Origin of the sequence: Thalassobius sp. Cn5-15, from assembly GCF_022347685.1 — a bacterium.
Classification (GTDB): domain Bacteria; phylum Pseudomonadota; class Alphaproteobacteria; order Rhodobacterales; family Rhodobacteraceae; genus Thalassobius.
Genome location: NZ_JAKRGF010000004.1, coordinates 164433 through 183469 on the forward strand (window position 1 = coordinate 164433; position 19037 = coordinate 183469).

Annotated in this window: 17 protein-coding genes; 8 read left to right on the forward strand and 9 right to left on the reverse strand. The window is 59.3% G+C overall.

The genetic code is table 11. The annotated features are described in order from the left end of the window. Positions 1-105 precede the first annotated feature (105 nt). Positions 106-813 carry a phosphonate metabolism transcriptional regulator PhnF gene (gene phnF, locus MHM86_RS10825; protein WP_239199127.1) on the forward strand — a complete coding sequence of 236 codons (708 nt, stop codon included), beginning with the start codon at positions 106-108 and terminating at the stop codon, positions 811-813. Between the two features lie 105 nt (positions 814-918). After that, on the forward strand, positions 919-2103 hold the full coding sequence (locus tag MHM86_RS10830; protein ID WP_239199130.1) for an alpha-D-ribose 1-methylphosphonate 5-triphosphate diphosphatase: 1185 nt from the start codon (positions 919-921) through the stop codon (positions 2101-2103). Between the two features lie 164 nt (positions 2104-2267). Here MHM86_RS10830 and MHM86_RS10835 read toward each other — a convergent pair whose 3' ends face one another. The 6 genes from MHM86_RS10835 to MHM86_RS10860 form a co-directional block, all read right to left on the reverse strand. Next, positions 2268-2888 carry a chloramphenicol acetyltransferase gene (locus MHM86_RS10835; protein WP_239199133.1) on the reverse strand — a complete coding sequence of 207 codons (621 nt, stop codon included), beginning with the start codon at positions 2886-2888 and terminating at the stop codon, positions 2268-2270. Between the two features lie 78 nt (positions 2889-2966). Beyond that, entirely contained in the window at positions 2967-4265 is a 1299-nt protein-coding gene (gene phnE / locus MHM86_RS10840) for a phosphonate ABC transporter, permease protein PhnE (RefSeq protein WP_239199136.1), read from the reverse strand. Continuing rightward, positions 4262-5143: a phosphonate ABC transporter, permease protein PhnE gene (gene phnE, locus MHM86_RS10845; protein ID WP_239199139.1), complete on the reverse strand. Its 882-nt coding sequence runs from the start codon at positions 5141-5143 to the stop codon at positions 4262-4264. The genes phnE (MHM86_RS10840) and phnE (MHM86_RS10845) overlap by 4 nt, the downstream gene beginning before the upstream one ends. 67 nt (positions 5144-5210) lie before the next feature. Further along, entirely contained in the window at positions 5211-6119 is a 909-nt protein-coding gene (gene phnD / locus MHM86_RS10850) for a phosphonate ABC transporter substrate-binding protein (protein WP_239199142.1), read from the reverse strand. A gap of 76 nt (positions 6120-6195) precedes the next feature. Next, a complete protein-coding gene (phnC, locus tag MHM86_RS10855) occupies positions 6196-7005 on the reverse strand; it encodes a phosphonate ABC transporter ATP-binding protein (protein WP_239199145.1) in 810 nt (269 codons plus the stop codon). A gap of 120 nt (positions 7006-7125) precedes the next feature. Then, entirely contained in the window at positions 7126-7878 is a 753-nt protein-coding gene (locus MHM86_RS10860; RefSeq protein WP_239199148.1) for a WecB/TagA/CpsF family glycosyltransferase, read from the reverse strand. 195 nt (positions 7879-8073) lie between these two features. Between MHM86_RS10860 and MHM86_RS10865 the strand changes: the two genes are divergently transcribed. From MHM86_RS10865 to MHM86_RS10890, 6 genes are all read left to right on the forward strand, one after another. Next, positions 8074-9204, forward strand: coding sequence for a Gfo/Idh/MocA family protein (locus tag MHM86_RS10865; protein WP_370644123.1), 1131 nt, complete (start codon positions 8074-8076; stop codon positions 9202-9204). A 52-nt stretch (positions 9205-9256) separates the two neighbouring features. Further along, complete coding sequence (locus MHM86_RS10870; RefSeq protein ID WP_239199151.1) at positions 9257-10261, forward strand: NAD(P)-dependent oxidoreductase; 1005 nt, start codon at positions 9257-9259, stop codon at positions 10259-10261. Continuing rightward, positions 10258-11529: a glycosyltransferase family 4 protein gene (locus MHM86_RS10875; RefSeq protein WP_239199154.1), complete on the forward strand. Its 1272-nt coding sequence runs from the start codon at positions 10258-10260 to the stop codon at positions 11527-11529. The genes MHM86_RS10870 and MHM86_RS10875 overlap by 4 nt, the downstream gene beginning before the upstream one ends. Further along, positions 11526-12497, forward strand: coding sequence for a glycosyltransferase family 2 protein (locus MHM86_RS10880; protein ID WP_239199157.1), 972 nt, complete (start codon positions 11526-11528; stop codon positions 12495-12497). Before MHM86_RS10875 ends, MHM86_RS10880 begins: the two co-directional genes overlap by 4 nt. Before the next feature lie 11 nt (positions 12498-12508). Further along, positions 12509-14596, forward strand: a complete 2088-nt coding sequence (locus MHM86_RS10885; protein ID WP_239199160.1) for an NAD-dependent epimerase/dehydratase family protein — start codon at positions 12509-12511, stop codon at positions 14594-14596. A 137-nt stretch (positions 14597-14733) separates the two neighbouring features. Further along, a complete protein-coding gene (locus MHM86_RS10890) occupies positions 14734-15837 on the forward strand; it encodes a CpsD/CapB family tyrosine-protein kinase (RefSeq protein ID WP_239199163.1) in 1104 nt (367 codons plus the stop codon). A gap of 78 nt (positions 15838-15915) precedes the next feature. Here the strand turns inward: MHM86_RS10890 and MHM86_RS10895 are convergent, their stop codons facing one another. From MHM86_RS10895 to MHM86_RS10905, 3 genes are all read right to left on the reverse strand, one after another. Further along, positions 15916-17172: a Wzz/FepE/Etk N-terminal domain-containing protein gene (locus MHM86_RS10895; protein ID WP_239199166.1), complete on the reverse strand. Its 1257-nt coding sequence runs from the start codon at positions 17170-17172 to the stop codon at positions 15916-15918. A gap of 160 nt (positions 17173-17332) precedes the next feature. Continuing rightward, positions 17333-18346: a hypothetical protein gene (locus tag MHM86_RS10900; RefSeq protein WP_239199169.1), complete on the reverse strand. Its 1014-nt coding sequence runs from the start codon at positions 18344-18346 to the stop codon at positions 17333-17335. A gap of 15 nt (positions 18347-18361) precedes the next feature. After that, complete coding sequence (locus tag MHM86_RS10905) at positions 18362-19030, reverse strand: 4'-phosphopantetheinyl transferase (RefSeq protein WP_239199172.1); 669 nt, start codon at positions 19028-19030, stop codon at positions 18362-18364. Positions 19031-19037 lie beyond the last annotated feature (7 nt).

Here is a 19037-nt window from a genome sequence, read left to right on the forward strand (position 1 = left end):
TGCAGATTTGTCTATTTATCTATACAACTAGACAAGTCATAAGATTTTGTCGCCGCATGAGGCAAGTTTTGTTTTGTGAAACCTTGGTGACAGCGTGAGGGGCAGATGGCGAAGACACCGATCTGGAAATCGATTTCCAACACACTGAATGGCGAGATTGCGGCCGGCCATTATCGCGCTGGGGATAAGCTGCCGACTGAATCCCAACTGGCGGCGCGGTTTAGCGTGAACCGTCATACGGTGCGCCGCGCGTTGCAGGCGTTGCAGGAGCAGGGGCTGACGCAATCACGACGCGGCGCAGGTGTGTTTGTGATGGCTGAGCCGACTGACTATCCCATTGGCCAGCGCGTGCGCTTTCACCAAAGCCTGCAGGCGGCGGGGCGCATGGCGACCAAGAAGGTGCTGAACCTGCAAACCCGCCCCTCGAACAAGGCAGAGGCAGAGGCGCTGGGCCTCTATCAGGGCGATCCGGTGCATGTCTATGAAGGGGTCTCATTGGCCGATCACGTACCAGTGGCGCTGGCACGCACGGTGTTTCCTGCAGCACGTTTTCCCGGTCTGCCGGCAAGTCTGATGCATTTCGGATCAATAACCGAGGCGCTTGCCGCCGAAGGTGTGGCGGACTACACTCGCAAATCCACCCGCATCACGGCTGTGGTTGCCGATGCGACTCAAGCCAGTCAGTTGAACATCACCGAAGGTGCGCCTTTGTTGCGGACAAAGGCGATCAGCGTCGATGAACAGGGCAGTAGGGTTGAGTATGGTCATACATGGTTCGTCGGCGACCGTATGACGGTGGTGGTAGAGGGGTGAAAGTGACCCCTAGGCGCCATTTATTCGTGAAAACTCAACGGATCTGTCACCTCGCCGACACAGAAGTTGCGTAATAAGAAGGCAACTTGGTCATGAGGCAGGCAAATGCAGCACCGACTCCCCCCTGTGCGTCTGACCGGCGCAACCGTCCTGCGTGACGGCGAAATGCAGAACCGATCCGTGGTGATCGAGGATGGCCGGATCACCAAAGGTCCGCGCCCGGCGATTGATTTGTCGGGTTATTATATCTTGCCGGGCATCATTGACCTGCATGGGGACGCCTTCGAACGTCATATCGCACCGCGCCCCTCGGCGCCGTTTCCGATTGAAACTGGTCTGCAGCTGACAGATCGCGATGCGGCTGCGAATGGGGTGACCACAGCTTGGCTGGCGCAAAGCTGGTCATGGGAAGGCGGCATGCGCGGTCCCGATTTTGCCGAGGATGTGCTGGTCAAGCTGGCCGACTATCGGGCCCAAGCGTTGACTGACCTGCGCATTCAGATCCGCTATGAAACGCACATGGTCGACACGGTAGAACGGCTGCTGTGCGCGGTGCGCCGCTACGGCGTCGATTATGTGGCCTTCAACAACCATATTGATGAGGCATTTAGCAGCGCGCAGGTCAATCCGGCGCGTATCGCTCAATGGGCTGCGCAAAGTGGCCGCACCGCGCGCGAACATCTGACCGTGGTCGAAAAGGCCGCTGCCCGTGCGTCCGAAGTGCCGCGCAGCCTGTGCCGCCTGGCCGAGGCGTTTGATACGCTGGGTATCCTGTACGGATCGCATGATGACGCCACCGCCGAACAGCGCGAGCATTACGCAATGATCGGGGCACGGATCTGTGAATTTCCAACCGCCCGCCCCCCTGCCGCAGCTGCGGCAGCGATGGGGGATCCGGTTCTGTTGGGCGCACCCAATGTGGTGCGAGGAGGCTCTCAGGCGGGCAACATTTCAGCCACGCATCTGATCCGTGAGGGGCTGTGTGACGCCTTGGTTTCTGATTATTTCTACCCTGCGCTGTCGCAGGCGGCCTTTGCCTTGGTGGATCAGGGTGTTCTGTCTCTGCCCAAGGCATGGGCGCTGATTTCCCAAGGTCCGGCCGAAATTCTGCGTCTGGCGGATCGTGGGGCGATTGCGCCCGGCAAACGCGCCGATCTGACGATCGTGCACAAGGAACGCCGCACAGTAGAGGCGACGATCTGTGATGGGCGCCTGTCCTTCCTCAGTGGTGAGGCGGCGCAGCGGTTTATGATGATTGAAGATCGCGACATGAGGTTGGCGGCGGAATAACGGCTGCTTTTGCCTTGATCCAGTCACCGAATCGTCAAGAAAAGCAGATATCCATGAGGAGAGGCGAGTGAGTGCGCCTCTATATTTAAGCACCAAATCTTAGCCTATTCCCAAGCATGCGGCCCTTTCCCCAAGGGTCGCATTTTTGGTGTGCGGACGCTGCATTAAGCACCTTCATATTTTTCCAGAAATGCCTCAGCGGGCATTGCGCGAAAATGAGGCAGGGCCGCGCGCAGGCGGTCATGATCCCAATCCCACCATGCCAATGCGATCATGCGGTCTGCCACGTCCTCCGTAAAACGGCGGCGCAGGGGCTGGGCGCTGACGCCGGCGACGATGGTGTAGGGGGCCACATCCTTGGTCACGATGGCGCCAGATGCGATGATGGCACCATGGCCGATGGTTATCTCTGGCTTGACCTGCGCATTGTGGCCGATCCAGACATCATGGCCGATGGTGATGCAGCGGGAAGCCCGGTGGGCAAAGAACGCTTCGTCCACGCCTGCGCCGTCCCAATAATCATCAGAACGATAGAGGAAGTGGTGCATGCTGGCGGTGTGCATCGGATGATCAGTGGCGCCAAGGCGCACGTAGCTGGCGATATTTGCAAACTTGCCGACGTCCGCGTTCGCCACATCCGCGTAGCGGTCACAGTAGGAATAATCGCCAAAGCTACTGTTCTGGATGCGGCTGCCGCGTCCCACCTCGCAATAGCTGCCAAAGGTGCTGCCCCTCACCTCTGCATCGGGGTGCAGAAAGGGGGTGTCTGCGCTTAGTCTGGGCATTGGTCATGTCCTTTTCAGTAAAAAGGCCCGCCAGCGGTAAAGCCGGCAGGCCCTCGATCAACGGAAGGGGGAGGATCCTTAGCCTTTGATCAATTTGCGCCGCAGGATGCCGGACAGCCAGTCCATCATCATCACCATCACGATGATCAGCATGATGTAGTAAGACACTTCTTCCCAGTCTTTCTGCGTAATGATCGCCTGTGTCAGCAGCAGACCAATGCCGCCGCCGGTGATCGCGCCAATGATGGTGGCCGAACGGGTGTTACTTTCGAGGAAGTAGAGCACCTGACTTAGCAGGATTGGTGTCACCTGCGGCAGCACGCCGAACCGGTAGCGCTGCAGCGGCTTGGCGCCGGTGGACTGGATGCCCTCAATCTGTTTGCCATCGACGTTTTCCAGCGCCTCCGAGAACATTTTGCCGAAGCTGCCAGTGTCGGTGATCAGGATCGCCAACGCGCCGGTTAGCGGGCCGGGGCCGAAGGCGCGGGACAACACGATGGTCCAGATCAGCGCATCCACCCCACGGAAGAAGTCGAACACCCGTCGCATTGCAAAGCGCAGCGCCATCAGCGGGGCAAAGTTCTTGGCCGCCAGAAAGGCCAGCGGCAGAGATACCAGTGCCGCACCACAGGTGCCGAGGAAGGCCATCAGGATGGTTTCAAAGATCGCCCATGCCACATCCGCATGACGCCACATCTTATTGTTCCAGACATCACTGGCAATGGCACCCGCCTCGCCAGTGACGGCGCGGCTCAGCACCTCACCCCAGCCCATATTGTGATAGGGGCTGTCGAGGGTGAAGAAGAACAATTCCCAGCCATAGTTGTATTTGAACACTTCGGACCGGTTGCGGGTCACGGTCAGGCGGCCTGCGTCGGTGTAAACTGCCAGACGGTTTTTAGATGCGTTGATCCAGTCGGGCAGATCCCCTGCGGGGAATTGTGCCTGAACGCCGCGTCGGCCCGGTTCGGTGACGATCAGCCCGTAGTCCGGAATGTCATAGGTCACCTGCGTTTCGCCAAATGTCACGACGTGGCCGTTGCCCAGATCAATCACGGTGTCAGTGCCAAAGGTTACCCAGTCCGGCGATTGGCCTGCGGGGTAGGCGCCTTTGCGTTCGCCTTCGACAGCGATGGAAACGGTGGCATTGCGGTTGTCACGGGTGACGTGTGTTTTGTAGCTGTAGCTGTCACGCACCAGCGTTTTGCCGTTGTCCAGATTGGCGCGGCCTGACAGACCCGCGATATCAAAGGCAAAGAAGATATAGGCGAAATAGGCCAGTACCAGTGCGGGCAGGCCAAAGGCCAGAAGGCGCTTGCGCCAGAACAGCGTGTCGATCTGCGGTTTCAGCGCAGTTGCATCAGCGGTCATGGTCATTGGGTAGCCTCTTTCAGCTTTGCACCATGGGTCAGACGGTGTCGCACTTCGGATGACAGCTGATCCACGATCACGATGGTGGCAAACAGCAGGATAAAGATGGCGGCGGCCTCGTCATATTGACCTTTGCCCCAGGACATAGCGTTCTTCAGCTCATAGCCGATGCCGCCTGCACCGACGAAGCCCAGGATAGCGGAGGCGCGAATGTTCACCTCAAACCGCAACAGCGCGTAGCTGAGGAAGTTGGGCATCACCTGCGGCAGAACCCCAAGGATCATACGCTGCGACCAGCTGGCGCCAACCGATTGCAGACCCTCAACCGGTTTGAGGGAGGCGTTTTCATTGACCTCGGAAAACAGTTTTCCAAGGGCACCTACGGTGTGCAGTGAAATGGCGATCATCGCAGGCACCGGACCACCGCCAAGGATAAAGATAAGAATCAGTGCGATCACAATCTCGGGGATGGCACGGGTGATGTCCATCAGGCGCCGGAACAGTGGTATCAGGCGCGGCCACCGCGCCAGCCCACGGGTCGACAGTAGCGACAGAACAATCGCCGCCATCGCACCTAGCAGGGTCGAGGCACCGGCGATGTTGATCGTTTCAATCAGCGAGGGCAGGAATGTCACAAAATGGGCCGGCATTTCCGCCAGCTTTTGTCCTGCTTCACCTAATACTTCGGCGGGGAAGTCAAACAGACGGTGCATCCCGTCAAAGAAGCCGCCCGCGTTGCGGTCATCGGCAGTGCGGAAACCCGCGACCATCAGGGCCACAAACACCGCCAACATGATGGCGCTATAGGTGCGGCGACGACGGGTCATTTCCAGATAATGGGTGCGGATGTCCGCAATCGGCGCATCGGCGGTTAGATCGGCCATGATGTATACCTCAAGTAAAAACAGGCCCCGGCATGAAATGCGGGGCCTGTTTCAAGAAAGGGAAAGCTTAGTTGGACTTCAGCTTACGCGCTTCGATGATGACTTCATATGCGTCATGATCGATGGGCTGGACGCCTTTGGCGTCGCCGGCCAGAACACCATAGGCGCAGTCAGGGTCAATCGCGGGCAGCGAGGCCAGCAGCGCGGTGAACTTTACTTTGACATCTTCAGGCAGCTCTTTACGCAGCACAAAGGGGCCTTCGGGGATCGGTTTGGATTTCCAGATCTGAACCAATTCGTTCATGTCGATCAGGCCAGCATCCACCGCACGACGCAGGGCGCCAGAGGTGTAGCCATCTTCCCATTCGCCCAGACCGTCGGCCCAGGTGACACCGCCATCGAAGTCGCCGTTGTAAACGCCAACGATGGTCTGCTCGTGACCGCCGGAGAATTTAACGTCGCCGAAGTAGTCGCCCGAGTCCATAGTGGCGCCGGTGATTTCAGGGATCTCGATCGAGGGGATCAGGAAGCCGGAGGTAGAGTTCGGATCACCGAAGCCGAAGGTTTTGCCCTTCATCGCTTCCAGTGTTTCAATGCCGCTGTCCTTGCGGGCAAAGCCGATGGAGTGGTAGCCGTAGCCGCCGTCCAGGTTCACCTTCACCAGAATCGGCTCAACCGCTTCGGGGTCAGACAGATAGGTTTTGGCGTATCCCGACGCGCCCAACCAAGCCATGTCGATGGTGCCGCCCAGCAGGCCCTGAATAACGCCGTTATAGTCAGCAGGCGCAAACAGTTTGGTGGGAACGCCCAGCACTTCTTCGGTTTTGGCGCGCAGGCATTCGTTGTTGTTCAGACGGTCTTGGGCGTTTTCGCCACCCAGCAGGCCGATGCGGAATTCGGTGATGGCTTTGTCTTCGGCCAGAACTGGTGTTGTCAGGGCGGTGGTGGCCGCAATGGCCGCGATCAGTTTTTTCATCTTCTCTCTCCGATGTTGAACCCTGCCTGTCGCGGCAGGAGATGAAAACTTGGTCAATCGTTAATGGGGTATGTCGTTACGCTGGCACGGCCGCAGGGCGCTGGGTGTTCAGTGCCTCGATCGAGGTGCTGGTGGCGGCCTCGGAAAAACTGGCGTCGGCGCCGTAGATGTCGCGGGCCGCGCCGGTGGTCAGCTGGTCGGGCGTGCCGTCAAAGACCACGCGGCCGTGACGCATGCCGATCACGCGGTCACAGTAGCGGCGGGCGGTGTCCAGCGTGTGCAGGTTGGCGATGACCAGACGGCCATCCTCGTCATGCAGGCGACGCAGGTCGTCCATCACGATCTGGGCGTTCATAGGGTCCAGCGAGGCGATGGGTTCATCGGCCAGCACAATCTTCGGATTTTGCATGACCGCGCGGGCAATCGCCACGCGCTGCTGCTGACCGCCAGACAGGGCTTCAGCCCGTTTGGCGGCGTGACCGGCGATGCCAAGGCGTTCCAGAATGTCCAGAGCGCGGTGAATGTCAGAGGTGGGGTACAGATTGAACAGTGTCGCTGCGGTCGAACGTTTGTTCAGTGTGCCGTGCAGAACGTTGCTGACAACATCCATGCGCGGCACCAGATTGAACTGCTGAAAGATCATCGCGCAGTCCGCCTGCCATCGACGTTTGTCCGCGCCTTGCAGGCCGGTCACGTCCTGGCCGTCAAAGACAATGCGGCCTGAGCTGGCGTCTTCCAGACGGTTCAGCATCCGCAACATGGTGGATTTGCCCGCGCCTGATGCACCAATCACGCCGATCATCATCGGTTTGTCCACTTTGATCGACACATTGTCGACGGCGGTATTGGCACCAAAGATCTTGGTCAGGTTTTCGATGTTCAGCATGGTCTGTCCCCAGTTCGTTAGGACAGCCTGCTAAAGCGATCAGGAATCGCTCAGTTGACAGTTTGATTAAAGTTTTGTGACCCCCCCGACTTGGGCTGTTTGAAGCTACGGGAGGCTAGATCATTCCTGTGACCGCAGTTTTGACCGCATCACATGACCGGGCAGAATGGCGAAGTTCTTGGCATAACGCGACGCCAGCCGCGCTGGATTGCCCAGCATCCGCCATAGCCATTCCATTGCCATCTGGCGAACCCATCGCGGTGCGCGTGTCTGCGTTCCCGCCAGAAAATCCAAGCCCGCCCCTATAGAGACAAAGCCAAGGTCGGGCGTCAGCTGACGGCCGCGCGCGGCGAACCGCTCTTGTTTTGGAGCCCCCAGTGCCAACAGGCAGACCCGCGCGCCTGCATCCTGCGCAGCGTTCAGAATATCGACGGCCTCCTCACCCATCGGGTCAAACCCCATCTTGGGTGCATGTTGATAGGCGATTTTCAGATCGGGATTTTCAGCGCGCAGCGCCTCCGCCGCGCGGGACAGGGCGTCTGCCTGGCTGCCGATCAGCGCAATCGGTACCTGATGCGCAGCACAGAGTGTGGTGATCGGCAGAACCAGATCGGACCCCGGCATCAGATCTACAGGCCGGCCCGCCAGCCGTGACATCCAGACAATCGGGTTGCCATCAGCCACCACCAGATCCTGTGCTCGATAGGCCTGCCGGAATGCCTCATCACGGCGCAGTTTTTCCAGATGGTCCATGTTCAGTGTCGCCAGCGCAAATCCTTGATGGGCTTCAAACCGCTGTACCAGCGCCTGCTGCAACCCCGCCCATTCAGCGACATTCACTGAGAGAGAGTAGGACCCGATCCAGAATTTCATGCAATTCCCCGATACACTGGATTAATTACGTTGGTTATGACTTTATAAATATCGCAATAGTAGATGCGACTTCGCTATCAAATTGAAGGGGCTTTGCCCAGTATTGGCTTTGGGCGTGGTTTCTGACGCACTATGTGACAATACGCACGACGTTCAGGCCCACCACGAAGAGTGGGCCGTGTTGGAGGGTGACAAGTGATCAAAGGCGATGTGGTTCTGATAGGTTGCGGCTTTGTTGCCGACCTCTATATGCGGTCATTTCAGACTTTCCCCGGTATTCGTATCCTTGGCGCTTATGATCACGCCCCCGCGCGGCTGCAGCGGTTTTGCGATTACTGGGATTTGCCGCGCTTTGCCTCGCTGTCTGATTGTCTGGCGGCGCTGCCGCAGGGCGGTGTGGCGCTGAATCTGACCAACCCGTCAGCGCATTTTGTGGTCAACAAGGCGATTTTGGACGCAGGTCATCATTGCTATTCGGAAAAGCCACTGGCCTTGGAAATGACAGAGGCGAAGGTGCTCTATGATCTGGCACAGGCGCGTGGGCTGATGCTGTCTTCGGCCCCCTGTAGCGTGCTGGGGGAGGCGGCGCAGACACTGGCGCAGGCGGTGCGTGATAAGGTGGCTGGCCCCGTTCGATTAATCTACGCAGAGCTGGACGATGGGTTCATTCCGCAGGCTCCGCTAGAGGATTGGAAGAGTGAGAGTGGCGCGCCCTGGCCTTTTGAGGATGAGTTTCAGGTGGGCTGCACGCTGGAACATGCGGGGTATTACCTCAGCTGGTTGATTGCGATGTTCGGCACCGTGCGTCGGGTTGTTGCCGCCTCGGCAGAGGTGTTGCCGGACAAGCGCGGCGTAGCAGATACCGCGCCCGATTTTTCGGTCGCAACCCTGTTTTTTGAAGCGGGCCCGGTGGTGCGGTTGACCTGTTCCATCGCCGCGCCCCATGATCACCAGATCCGCGTTGTTGGCGACAAAGGCGTCTTGGTGGTGAAACAGGCCTGGCACAATGGCGCGGCCGTGCGATTTCATCGCCGGTTCCGATTGCGCCGACGCTTGATCGACAGCCCATTGGGGCGTCGTCAGCGCTTGCGGGAGGTAACGCCGCCCAAGGTCGGGCGGCGCGGCGCGGCCTCGATGAACTTCGCGCTTGGCGTGGCAGAGATGTTGGCCGCTCTGGTGGATGATCGGGGCTGCAGATTGTCGAATGAGTTCGCGCTTCACCTTAATGAGGTCACATTGGCCATTCAAAACGCGGGCGAAACATCGGGTGCATGCACGATGACCAGCCGCTGTCCGCCGATGGCGACGGTTGGCTGGCCAGCGTAACGAAGGGCGTCAATAGTTTAGACGATCTGGTGTTTGAGTAGATGAGGGTTTTGTGACAGATCAGGCAATGCAAGGCAAAGAGACGGGGCAGGTGTTGCGGCTGTTGATCACCGGCGCGACGGGCGCGTTGGGGTGTGAAGTGGTGCGCCAGTGTCTGGTCGCGGGCCATCATCTGACGTTGGTTGTACGTGATCCGTCCCGCTGTCCGCCAGCGTGGCGGATTGATCAACGCATTACAGTGGTTGAGCGTGATCTGACCTCAATAACCGAGCTGCCGCAGGCAGATGTGGTGCTGCACCTCGCGGCGTCCCTCTCTGGCGATGCTGCGAAGCAGCAGAAAAATACCGTCGAGGCGACGCAGTCGTTGATGTGCGCAGCACAGCGAAGCGAGGTGCCTCCTGCGATCGTGCTGGCGGGGTCGATGTCTGTTTATTCGGCGATGCATCTGTCTGCGGGGGATGTGGTGGACGAAACCCGACCACTAGAGGATCAGCCGCATCTGCGAGACGCCTATTGTCACGCCAAGTTGGCGCAGGAACAGATGTGTCGCGACGCTGCTGTTGCCATGAACGTCCCGCTGCAAATCCTGCGGATTGGGGCCATTTGGGGCCCGGGGCGTTTGTGGAATGCCCATCTTGGCGTCATGTTGGGGCCGGTTTTCTTGCGTCTTGAAAACAAGGGCGAGTTGCCGCTATCCCACATTCGCCATGCTGCACAGGCGCTGCGATTGGCGGCAGAGGCGGCGGCGCGCGGGCAGTCGGATGTGATCAATGTGGTGGACAGTGATTTGCCGGATCGCACAACCTATCTGGCGCAGCATCGGCGCACAGGCTGGCCGCGTCTGGTGCTGCCGTTCCCATGGAAAATATTGGCGCTGGCAGCGCGGTTGACCCGGTCCTGTTTGCCGATTGGTCTGTTGAAATTGCCAACTATACGCTATCGTATGATGCCATTGCGTTTTGCCAACACGGCATTGACCGAACGCCTCAAATGGCGGCCTGAGGCAGGGTTTCAGACATTGATGGATGAGGCCGTGCGGCGGGGGGGTAAGCCATGACTGATCAGATCCACATCGCCTACCTCACTGGTGAATATCCTCGCGCTACCGATACTTTCATCCAGCGTGAGGTTGCGGCGCTGCGCGATCAGGGATTTACCGTCTCCACCTGTTCCATCCGCCGCACAGGGGCGGAACATCTGGTAGGCGCCGAACAGTGCGCCGAACAGGCTCGCACCTTCCATGTGCTGGAGGCTGCGCTGAGCCCGTTGACCGCTCTGCGCGCGCACTGGCGGGCGCTGTGCAACCCGCGTCGTTATCTGCGGGCGCTGAAACTTGCGCTAACAACCTCTCCCGGCGGGATCAAACCGACGATTTATCAGCTGTTCTACTTTGCCGAAGCTGTGGTGCTGGCTGATCATCTACGGACCCATGACGTGCAGCATCTGCACAACCACATTGCCAAGGCCAGCTGCACCGTGGCCATGCTATGCGAGGAGTTAAGCGGTATTCCCTATAGCTTCACCCTGCATGGGCCGGACATCTTCTTTGAACCCATACGCTGGCGTCTGGATGCGAAAATCGCGCGGGCGCGGTTTGTTGTCTGCATCAGTGATTTCTGTCGCTCACAAGGGATGAGTTTTGCGCACCGTCGCGATTGGTCGCGGATGCACATCGTGCACTGCGGCGTGACGCCAGAGCGGTATGACAGCGCGCCCAATCGCACTGGCAATCACCTGTTGTTCGTGGGGCGTCTGGCCGCTGTTAAAGGCGTGCCTGTCTTGTTGGAGGCGCTGGTCGAGGCGCGGCGCGAAAACCCCGAACTGCATCTGTCTCTGATTGGAGATGGGCCCGAGCGGGCAGAGTTGGAGGCCGAGGCGCAGGCGCTGGGATTGGGGCATGCGGTTCAGTTCCTTGGCTACCGTTCGCAGTCAGCGGTTGCGGAAATGCTATCCGAGGTGGACGCATTGGTCCTGCCCAGTTTCGCCGAAGGTGTTCCCGTGGTGTTGATGGAGGCAATGGCCGCAGGCCTGCCCGTGGTCACAACCCGCATCGCGGGCATTCCCGAACTGGTGGATGATGGGGTCAGCGGTCATGTGGTGTCACCGGGCGATGTTGATGCGTTGAGACGTGCATTGCGCGACGTGCTGGCGGATGCTGACGGCGCCGCACAGATGGGCGCAGCGGGTCGCGCCAAGGTGAAGGCTGAATTTGACATCGCGCAGGAGGCGGCGCGCTTGGGTGGCTTGTTCCGTGCTTATCATGGGGGCAAATCGCCGAATGTGGTGCGCGCGCCATTGCCAGATAAGGCGGGGGATCGACCATGACCCAGCCCACCGTCGCCGCCGTTGCCATTGGCCGTAACGAAGGGGAACGCTTGATCCGCTGCCTTATCAGCCTGCGCGGGCAGGTGGATCAGGTGGTCTATGTTGATTCCGGTTCCACCGATGGATCTGTGCAGGCAGCGCGGGATTTGGGTGTTGCGGTGGTGGAGTTGGACGCCTCTGCGCCCTTCACCGCCGCGCGGGCGCGCAATGCGGGGTTTGACGTCTTGCGTCAGGATTTGCCCACGTTCGTGCAATTCGTCGATGGCGACTGCGGGGTTGAAGATGGCTGGATTGCCGCCGCACTGGATGCTTTTTCGGGGCGCGAGGATTTGGCCATTGTCACCGGATGGCGCTACGAGGTGCATCCTGAGGCCAGTGTTTACAACCGCCTCGTGGACTATGAATGGCACCGTCCAGCTGGTGACATTAGTGCCTGCGGGGGCGACATGATGGTGCGCAGTGCGGATTTCATCGCGGTGGGTGGATTTGACCCAACCGTGATTGCCGCCGAAGATGATGAGTTCTGCACCCGCCTTCGCAAATCCGGCAGGCATCTGCTGCGTATCCCGCTGGCGATGACGCGCCATGACGCAGCTATGTTGCGCTTTGGTCAATGGTGGCAGCGCGCGGTACGATCCGGCCATGGCTTTGCGCAGGTGGGGGATTTGCACCCCGATTACTTTCGTCCTGAACGGCGGCGTGTGATGCTGTACGGTGGCGTGCTGCCTGCGATCGCCCTTATCGGGGCCCTATGGTTCTGGCCGCTACTGCTGCTGGTGGTTGCCCTCTATACGATATCGTATGGTCGCACAGTGCAGGGGCTACGGCGCGGGGATTTGCCGCGTAAAGAGGCATTGCATCAGGCTCTCTTCCTCAGCCTGTCGAAATGTCCCAATCTTTCCGGCATGATCCGCTACCATCTGCGCAAAGCGCGCGGGCGTGCCATGCATATTATTGAATACAAGTAAGGAGGCCCGATTTGCCGCATTCTTCCTCCACCCCTCGCCGGATCGGCATTATTGGCGCTGGCTATATCGCCACCTGGCACGCAGATGCGCTGAAGGCTTCGCCTCATGCGACTGTGACGGCTGTTTGTGACGTGTCGCTTAGTACGGCAGAAGCTTTGGCAGCGGGGTACGGTGCGCAGGCTTTTGGGTCGGTGGCCGATATGGTGGCGGCCGAGGTGGTTGATGCGGTGCACATCTTGACGCCGCCGCATTTACACCTGCCCATCGCGCTGGAGTGCATTGCGGCAGGACTGGACATACTGGTGGAGAAGCCAGTAGCAGAAAGTGCGGCTGAGCTGCGCCAGATTGCGGATGCCGCAGCGGCGGCTGGGGTGCAGTTTCACGCCGGTCACAACTTCCTTGCCGTACCGGGCTATCAGCGGCTGAAACAGGCGTTGGATCAGGGCCGCATCGGGCGGCTGTCATCGGTTGAGGTGAACTGGCATCTGCCCTTGGCCCCGTTGCGGTCGGGGCCGTATGGTTTGTGGCTGCTGCGAGAGGCCCGCAACTTGCTGCTGGAATTGGGTCCGCATCCGTTTTCTTTTGCTGTGGACCTGCTGGGTCCGCTGACGATCAAACACCTAGAGGTCAACCAGCCGATCACCCTGCCGGGTGGGGCGGTGCGCCATCAGGGCTGGCGCATCCTGGCAGAGGCAGGGGATGTGGCGGTGACGCTGAATCTGTCGATGGTGGAAACTCATGATGACCGCTCGCTCACTTTGCGGGGATCGTCGGGTTTGGCGCGGCTTGATTATGCGGCGGACGCTTTGGTTCTGGCGTCTGACAATGCGGCGGATCTGGTGATGAACCCGTTCTTGAAACAGATGTCTCTGGCGGGGCAGCACCTGCGCGAGGGGGTGGTGAACGCCGCCCGACAGTTGGTGACATTGAATCAGAAATCGCCCTACGGCCTCAGCTTCCGCGGTATGGTCGATGCGGTCTGGGGGCCGCAAACTTCGCCACAGTTTGCGCCCGAGGGGGCGGGCCATGTGATGCAGGCGATTGACGATGCTCTGGCGATGATGCCTGCGCCGGTTGAGGCTATGACAGTCACCGGCACCCCCGCCCCCCGCGTGATGGTCATTGGGGGTACCGGATTTATCGGCCGCAACCTGACCCGTCGTCTGGTTGCCGCAGGGCATGATGTACGGGTTCTCAGCCGGGGATCGTTTGGACCTTTTGCCGATCTTGCCGATCATGTGGAAACCATGGCCGTTAGCCTGCGAGACAAACAGGCCCTTATCGCGGCGATGGACGGCATCGACGTGGTGTTCAATCTGGCGAAGTCTATGGATAACACATGGGAGGCCGCGCTGGAAAACGATGTGGGGACTGCCCTGCGCATTGCTGAGGCGGCACAGGATGCGGGTGTGAAGCGGCTGATCTACACCGGGACCATCGCATCCTACGACATGTCGGATCCACGCCAGACAATTACCGAGGATACGGAATTCGGTGACATGTCCAGTCGCAACCTCTATGCGCGCTCCAAGGCGGAGTGTGAGGCGCGGCTGCTTCAAATGCACTGCGACAGTGACCTGCCTTTGGTCATTGCCCGCCCCGGTATCGTGATTGGCGAAGGTGGGCCGCTACAACATTGGGGCATCGGGCGTTGGCATGGTGCCGGGGCGGTGCGGATCTGGGGCGGTGGTGACCATACGCTGCCGTTTGTGCTGGCCGATGATGTGTCTGATGCGCTGATTATGATGATGGACCACTCTGATGCGGTGGGCCGTAGTTTCAATCTGATTGGCGACCCCATGTTGTCTGCGCGCGGCTATTTCGACGCGATCGAGCAGTCGCTGGGCGCACGGATAAAGGTGCGTCGCGGCAGCCTCATTGTCTTCTGGGCGGTGGATGGGATGAAGTATCTGCTGAAAACTAAGGTGCTGCGCCGCCATGGTGTTGTGCGTCCCTCGCTCAAGGATTGGCAGAGTCGCGCGCATTTCTCCCTTTTTGACAATGCGCAGCCTAAAGCGGTGCTGGGCTGGCAGCCGGAAGCGGACGCAAAGCGTTTTGTGGACCGTGGCATCCGCGACGCAAACCTGTTCGGTCTATAGAAATCTGGTGCTTTACCGGCTGTTCACCACGATGCGGGCACATTTTTGCCTATGTTCGCGCGCTACATGAAGGAGAGGTCCTGCGCGATTCGCAGGCCGAGTATAATTTTGCACCCGTGTAAGGGTTAGGCGATAGTATGGTTGAGCAGTCGAAGAAAGCAATTCGTCAAAAACGGCAAGCCCGCCGTGCGGCCCGCGCTGCGCAGGCGGCGGCTGAGGCATTGCAGGATACCCCCGTGGAAGAGGGTAAGCGCGAGGGTGGTTTCCTGATGCCCAGCGGCACCACTGCTGACGATATCGCTGATCAGGACCGTGCCCTGCGCGCGGCCTTCCCAATGTGGGAAGAGGATGAGGCAGAAGATGAGGTCGTCTCTTCTGCTGAACCTGTGCCTGAGCCTGCCGTTGAGGTTGCGCCTGCGCTGAAACCAGCCCCACTTCTGCTGACCCCTGCCGAAGCAGCACCCGCCGTGGAAAATATCGCTGCGGTATCGCACGATGACATCAAGGAAGAGGCGGTGGACGACTGGCCGTTTCTGGGTCCAATGCCGGTGCAGCGCGGCGCACTGTCGCGCAATCTGATCATCACCGCCAGTCGCCGCAATTCTGTGCATGCAGCCTTCGACGTCTTACGGACGCGGTTGGTGCAGGCGCTGTCGGAAAACGGCTGGAAACGGGTTGGGATAACCTCGCCCACGCGCGACTGCGGCAAAACCTTTGTGTCGGTCAATCTTGCTGTGGCCCTGTCACGTTATGACAATTGTCGCACGGTGCTGATGGATATGGATATGCGCAATCCTAGTGTTGCCAAAACGCTGGCACTGCGCGATGTGGGCAGCATCGGTGACTATCTGCGCGGGCAGGTTGCGACTCGCGATCAGTTTTTCAAGTTTGACCGCAACGACCTGAAGATTGGCGATAATCTGGCGGTTGCAATGAATGAACAGGTAGAGAGTTTTGCTGGTGAGTTGTTGCAGCAACCCGAAACTCGCGAACGCCTGCAACAGATGGAGGAGGAGCTGCATCCCGATGTGGTCCTCTTCGATCTGCCGCCTGCGCTGGCGAATGACGATGTTATTGCCTTCAAGTCGCAGTTTGATGGTGTGTTGGTCGTGATTGACGGCACCCGCACCAGTGCCGCACAGGTGCGGGAAGTGATGCGCCGTCTGGGCAAGGATACCCCGCTTCTGGGCGTTGTGCTGAATAAGGCCGAAGATGCCACTGGCGAGGAATATCGCTACTAATCCTGTGGAAATCACCAAAACAGACCAAAGGTCCCGGCATTGTCAGGGCCCGTTTGTGTATGTGCCAGGGGGGGGGGCTCAGCCGCGCCCGAACAGACCGGCCAGACGCCGCCGCAGCGGTGGGCGGTCGGTGTTGGCAGCGGTGTAGCCACGCGGTGTGCGCAGGTGCGGAATGATCACCACAGGGCGCACATCCAATGCTTGCTCCACATGGCGACTGGTGCGCAGCACGGGGCTGAGAAGCTCTATCAACAGCGCCAGCCCCAGCGCCCCGAAGACCGAGGCGATGCATCCCGCCAATACGATCTTAAACTTGCGTGAGGTGACCGCGTATTCCGGCACCAATGCGGTTTCCAGAACCTCGAACCGTTCGAACTGATCCTGACTTTCCAGCTGGCGAGCCATCGCGGCCTCTGTCCGGCGCTGGGTGATCTGTTGGTATTCGGTCTGCAGCTGTGCCGATTGACGCGCCAATAGGGTAAAGACACGCTCCACCTCTGGCGCGCCGGCCAGGGCGCGTTCGATACCAGCGATCCGCTCGTTCACCAGCGCGATCTGCTGGCGCAGTACCTCTGCCTGACGGACGCGTTCATCGGTGCGCAACCGTTCCGAACTGGTTTCGATCTGAATCAGCCGGTTTTCCAGCGTCAACTGGTTCTGCCGCAACAGCGCCAGCTGTTCGCGCTGGTCAGTGATCACGCTTGGCAGCGAGTCGGCGTGTTGTTCTTTGTAGCGTGCGAATTCAATCTCGAGTGCGTCCATCGCGGCGCTGATGCGTGCCTCTTCGGCCTCAAAGAAGGCAAGCGTCTGGGTTGTCTGGCCTTCGCTGCGTTTTTTGCCCTCAACCAGCACCTGTGCCAGCAGCTCGTTGGCTACATCTGCGGCCTGCTCGGGATCTTCCAGCCGTGCGGTGATCACCAGACCTGAGGGTTGTACATCGGTGCGCCATGCCTGAGAGGGGTCGATCAATTCGACAATTTCCACAGATTCACGCAAGGCGGTGACCTTTTCCGCCTGTGTCAGATCGGCAGAGCGGTTGAACAGATCAAATTTTTCCACCACAGCCAGCACGCTGTCGCGTGACATTAGTTTTTGTTCGATCAGCTTCAAGCGGTTGCGGTTGTTGCTGGACACAATCGCTGTGCCCGCGCCTTGCAGCGCGGTGGAGACCTGCGGTGCCTCGATCTGGATGACCGCGCTGGCTTCATAGACCGCGGGGCGGTTCAACGCAAACAGCACGGACAGAATGGATCCGCAGATCATGGTCGCAATGATCAGCAAGGCACGCCGGCACAAAATCCGATAAAGGCTGGAGGGAGAGATTAGAGAGCTCATAAATCGTCCTGTCGTGCGATACCGTCGCGTACTTGCGGACAAAACACGTCCGCATACTGCGTTTAGGTTAGCAGATCTGGCGCTTTGTTCCCAATTTTTTGGGGTATTTAGGGTGGAAACAATTTCTTTCTGGATCGTGGATCGGCGCCATGTTTCTGCCTTATTTGGTGGGGTTTTCGGCAAAAATGCCACTCAGGGGTTGGGTTTTGACCACCTCCCAGGTGATTTCTTGCATCAAACGGGCGGTTTCTGCGGGAATCGGGCTGAATGCGCTGCCATCAGTGCGCGTCAATTCATGAGGCAGGCCGACGGGGGATCGCTGGTAGATCGTTGCAAAATGGGTCAGCGCCGTCAGATAGGCGCCCAGATCGTTGATGTGGATCGGATCTAGATCACCCGATTCGGTGCGCGCAAACAGATCGTTGCGATCCTGCATGCCCGGCATACCGCCGCGGGCCTCTACCGCCCGGGTGACGGCGGCCATGACCTGACCGGTGGGTATGACGTGGATGCGTGTCGCCTCTGGCAGGTTCAGCAGTGCGGGGAATAGGATCTGACCTGTCCAATAGCGATCCAGATCCAGATCCAACCTGGTCAGCCATCCTGCGGGATCTGTCACCTCATGCCATGTTTCATAGAAATAGATCCGCACGTTCGGATTGCCTTGCCGCGCCAAACGCGCCCAGTTGGTCAAGGCCTCGGCACTGTCGAAATAGGCGATGGCATCGCGGATCTCGACCATCTCGGTCAGCACAACGGCGTCATAGTCACCAGAGGTCAGCGCCTCTTTGGCGTCGCGGTAGTGGGGGTGAGCGTTTTCAGTGTCAAAGCCGTTGATCGTCTCGGCGGGATCCCAATGCGCGCGTAGTGGCGTGCCCCAACCCAGTTGTGAATGATGATCTGGTGCGGTGCCAAAATGCGCGGCGGTCAGCTGTTGTAGCATCACCGGCATATCGCGACCCACCAGTGAATGCCCAAGGTGAAAGACCGCGCCTGCCTGATCCAACCCGTCCGCAGGTACGGCAAATCGCGCCGCGATGTCGGGATCTGTGCGAGGGATCACCGTGGGTGCCATGAGGGGTGGGATCACCTCCATCGCCATACGGATCAGTATGGCCAGCGCGGCCAATGATAAAACCGGATATCGTCTGATGTGTCGCAACACAGAGACCATCGCGTTTCTCCCGTCTCAGCGATCCTTGAGGGTGCAGGCAGAAATGACCCACCGGTCAGTTTGCACATAACGCCCTGTGGCGACAAACCCTGTTTGGAATGAACCCAGCTGTTGATTGAACCGCGCGGCGAACCGGTCGCCGTCTAACGTCACATCGAGTGCCTGAAAGTCGCACAGCTGATGGGTTAATGGATATTGCGCCTTGTAGACGGCTTCTTTGATGGAAAAGAGGACTTTAACCTGCTGAGCGCGGCGCCAGAAAGGCAGTTGCACCAGCGCTCGCTGTTCGCGTGAGGTGAGGATGATCGACCATGCTTCTTTCTCCAGCGGAGCGGTATTTTCGATGTCTACCCCGACAGCGCGCCAGACAGACATGGGGCAGGCCACTGCGACGCAGAGGTTGGCGCAATGGCTGATTGACCCCATGATGCCTGCGGGCCAGACGGGACTGCGATCTGCGGCTTGCGGGATGGCCTGCGGTGGCATGTTGATGTCCGCCAGCGCCATGCGGGCAGCAGCGCGGCCGGCGGCAAATTCGATCTGTCGCTTGGGGATTGCATTGGTGACAGCAGGCTGTTCGGGTGCCATCAGGGTATGGGAGGTGTCGCGGGGGTTGGTCACGCCGACCCCGACATCCGATCCAAAAAGATCCCGTAGGATCACACAAATTTTGCCGTTCACCATTCTGTCG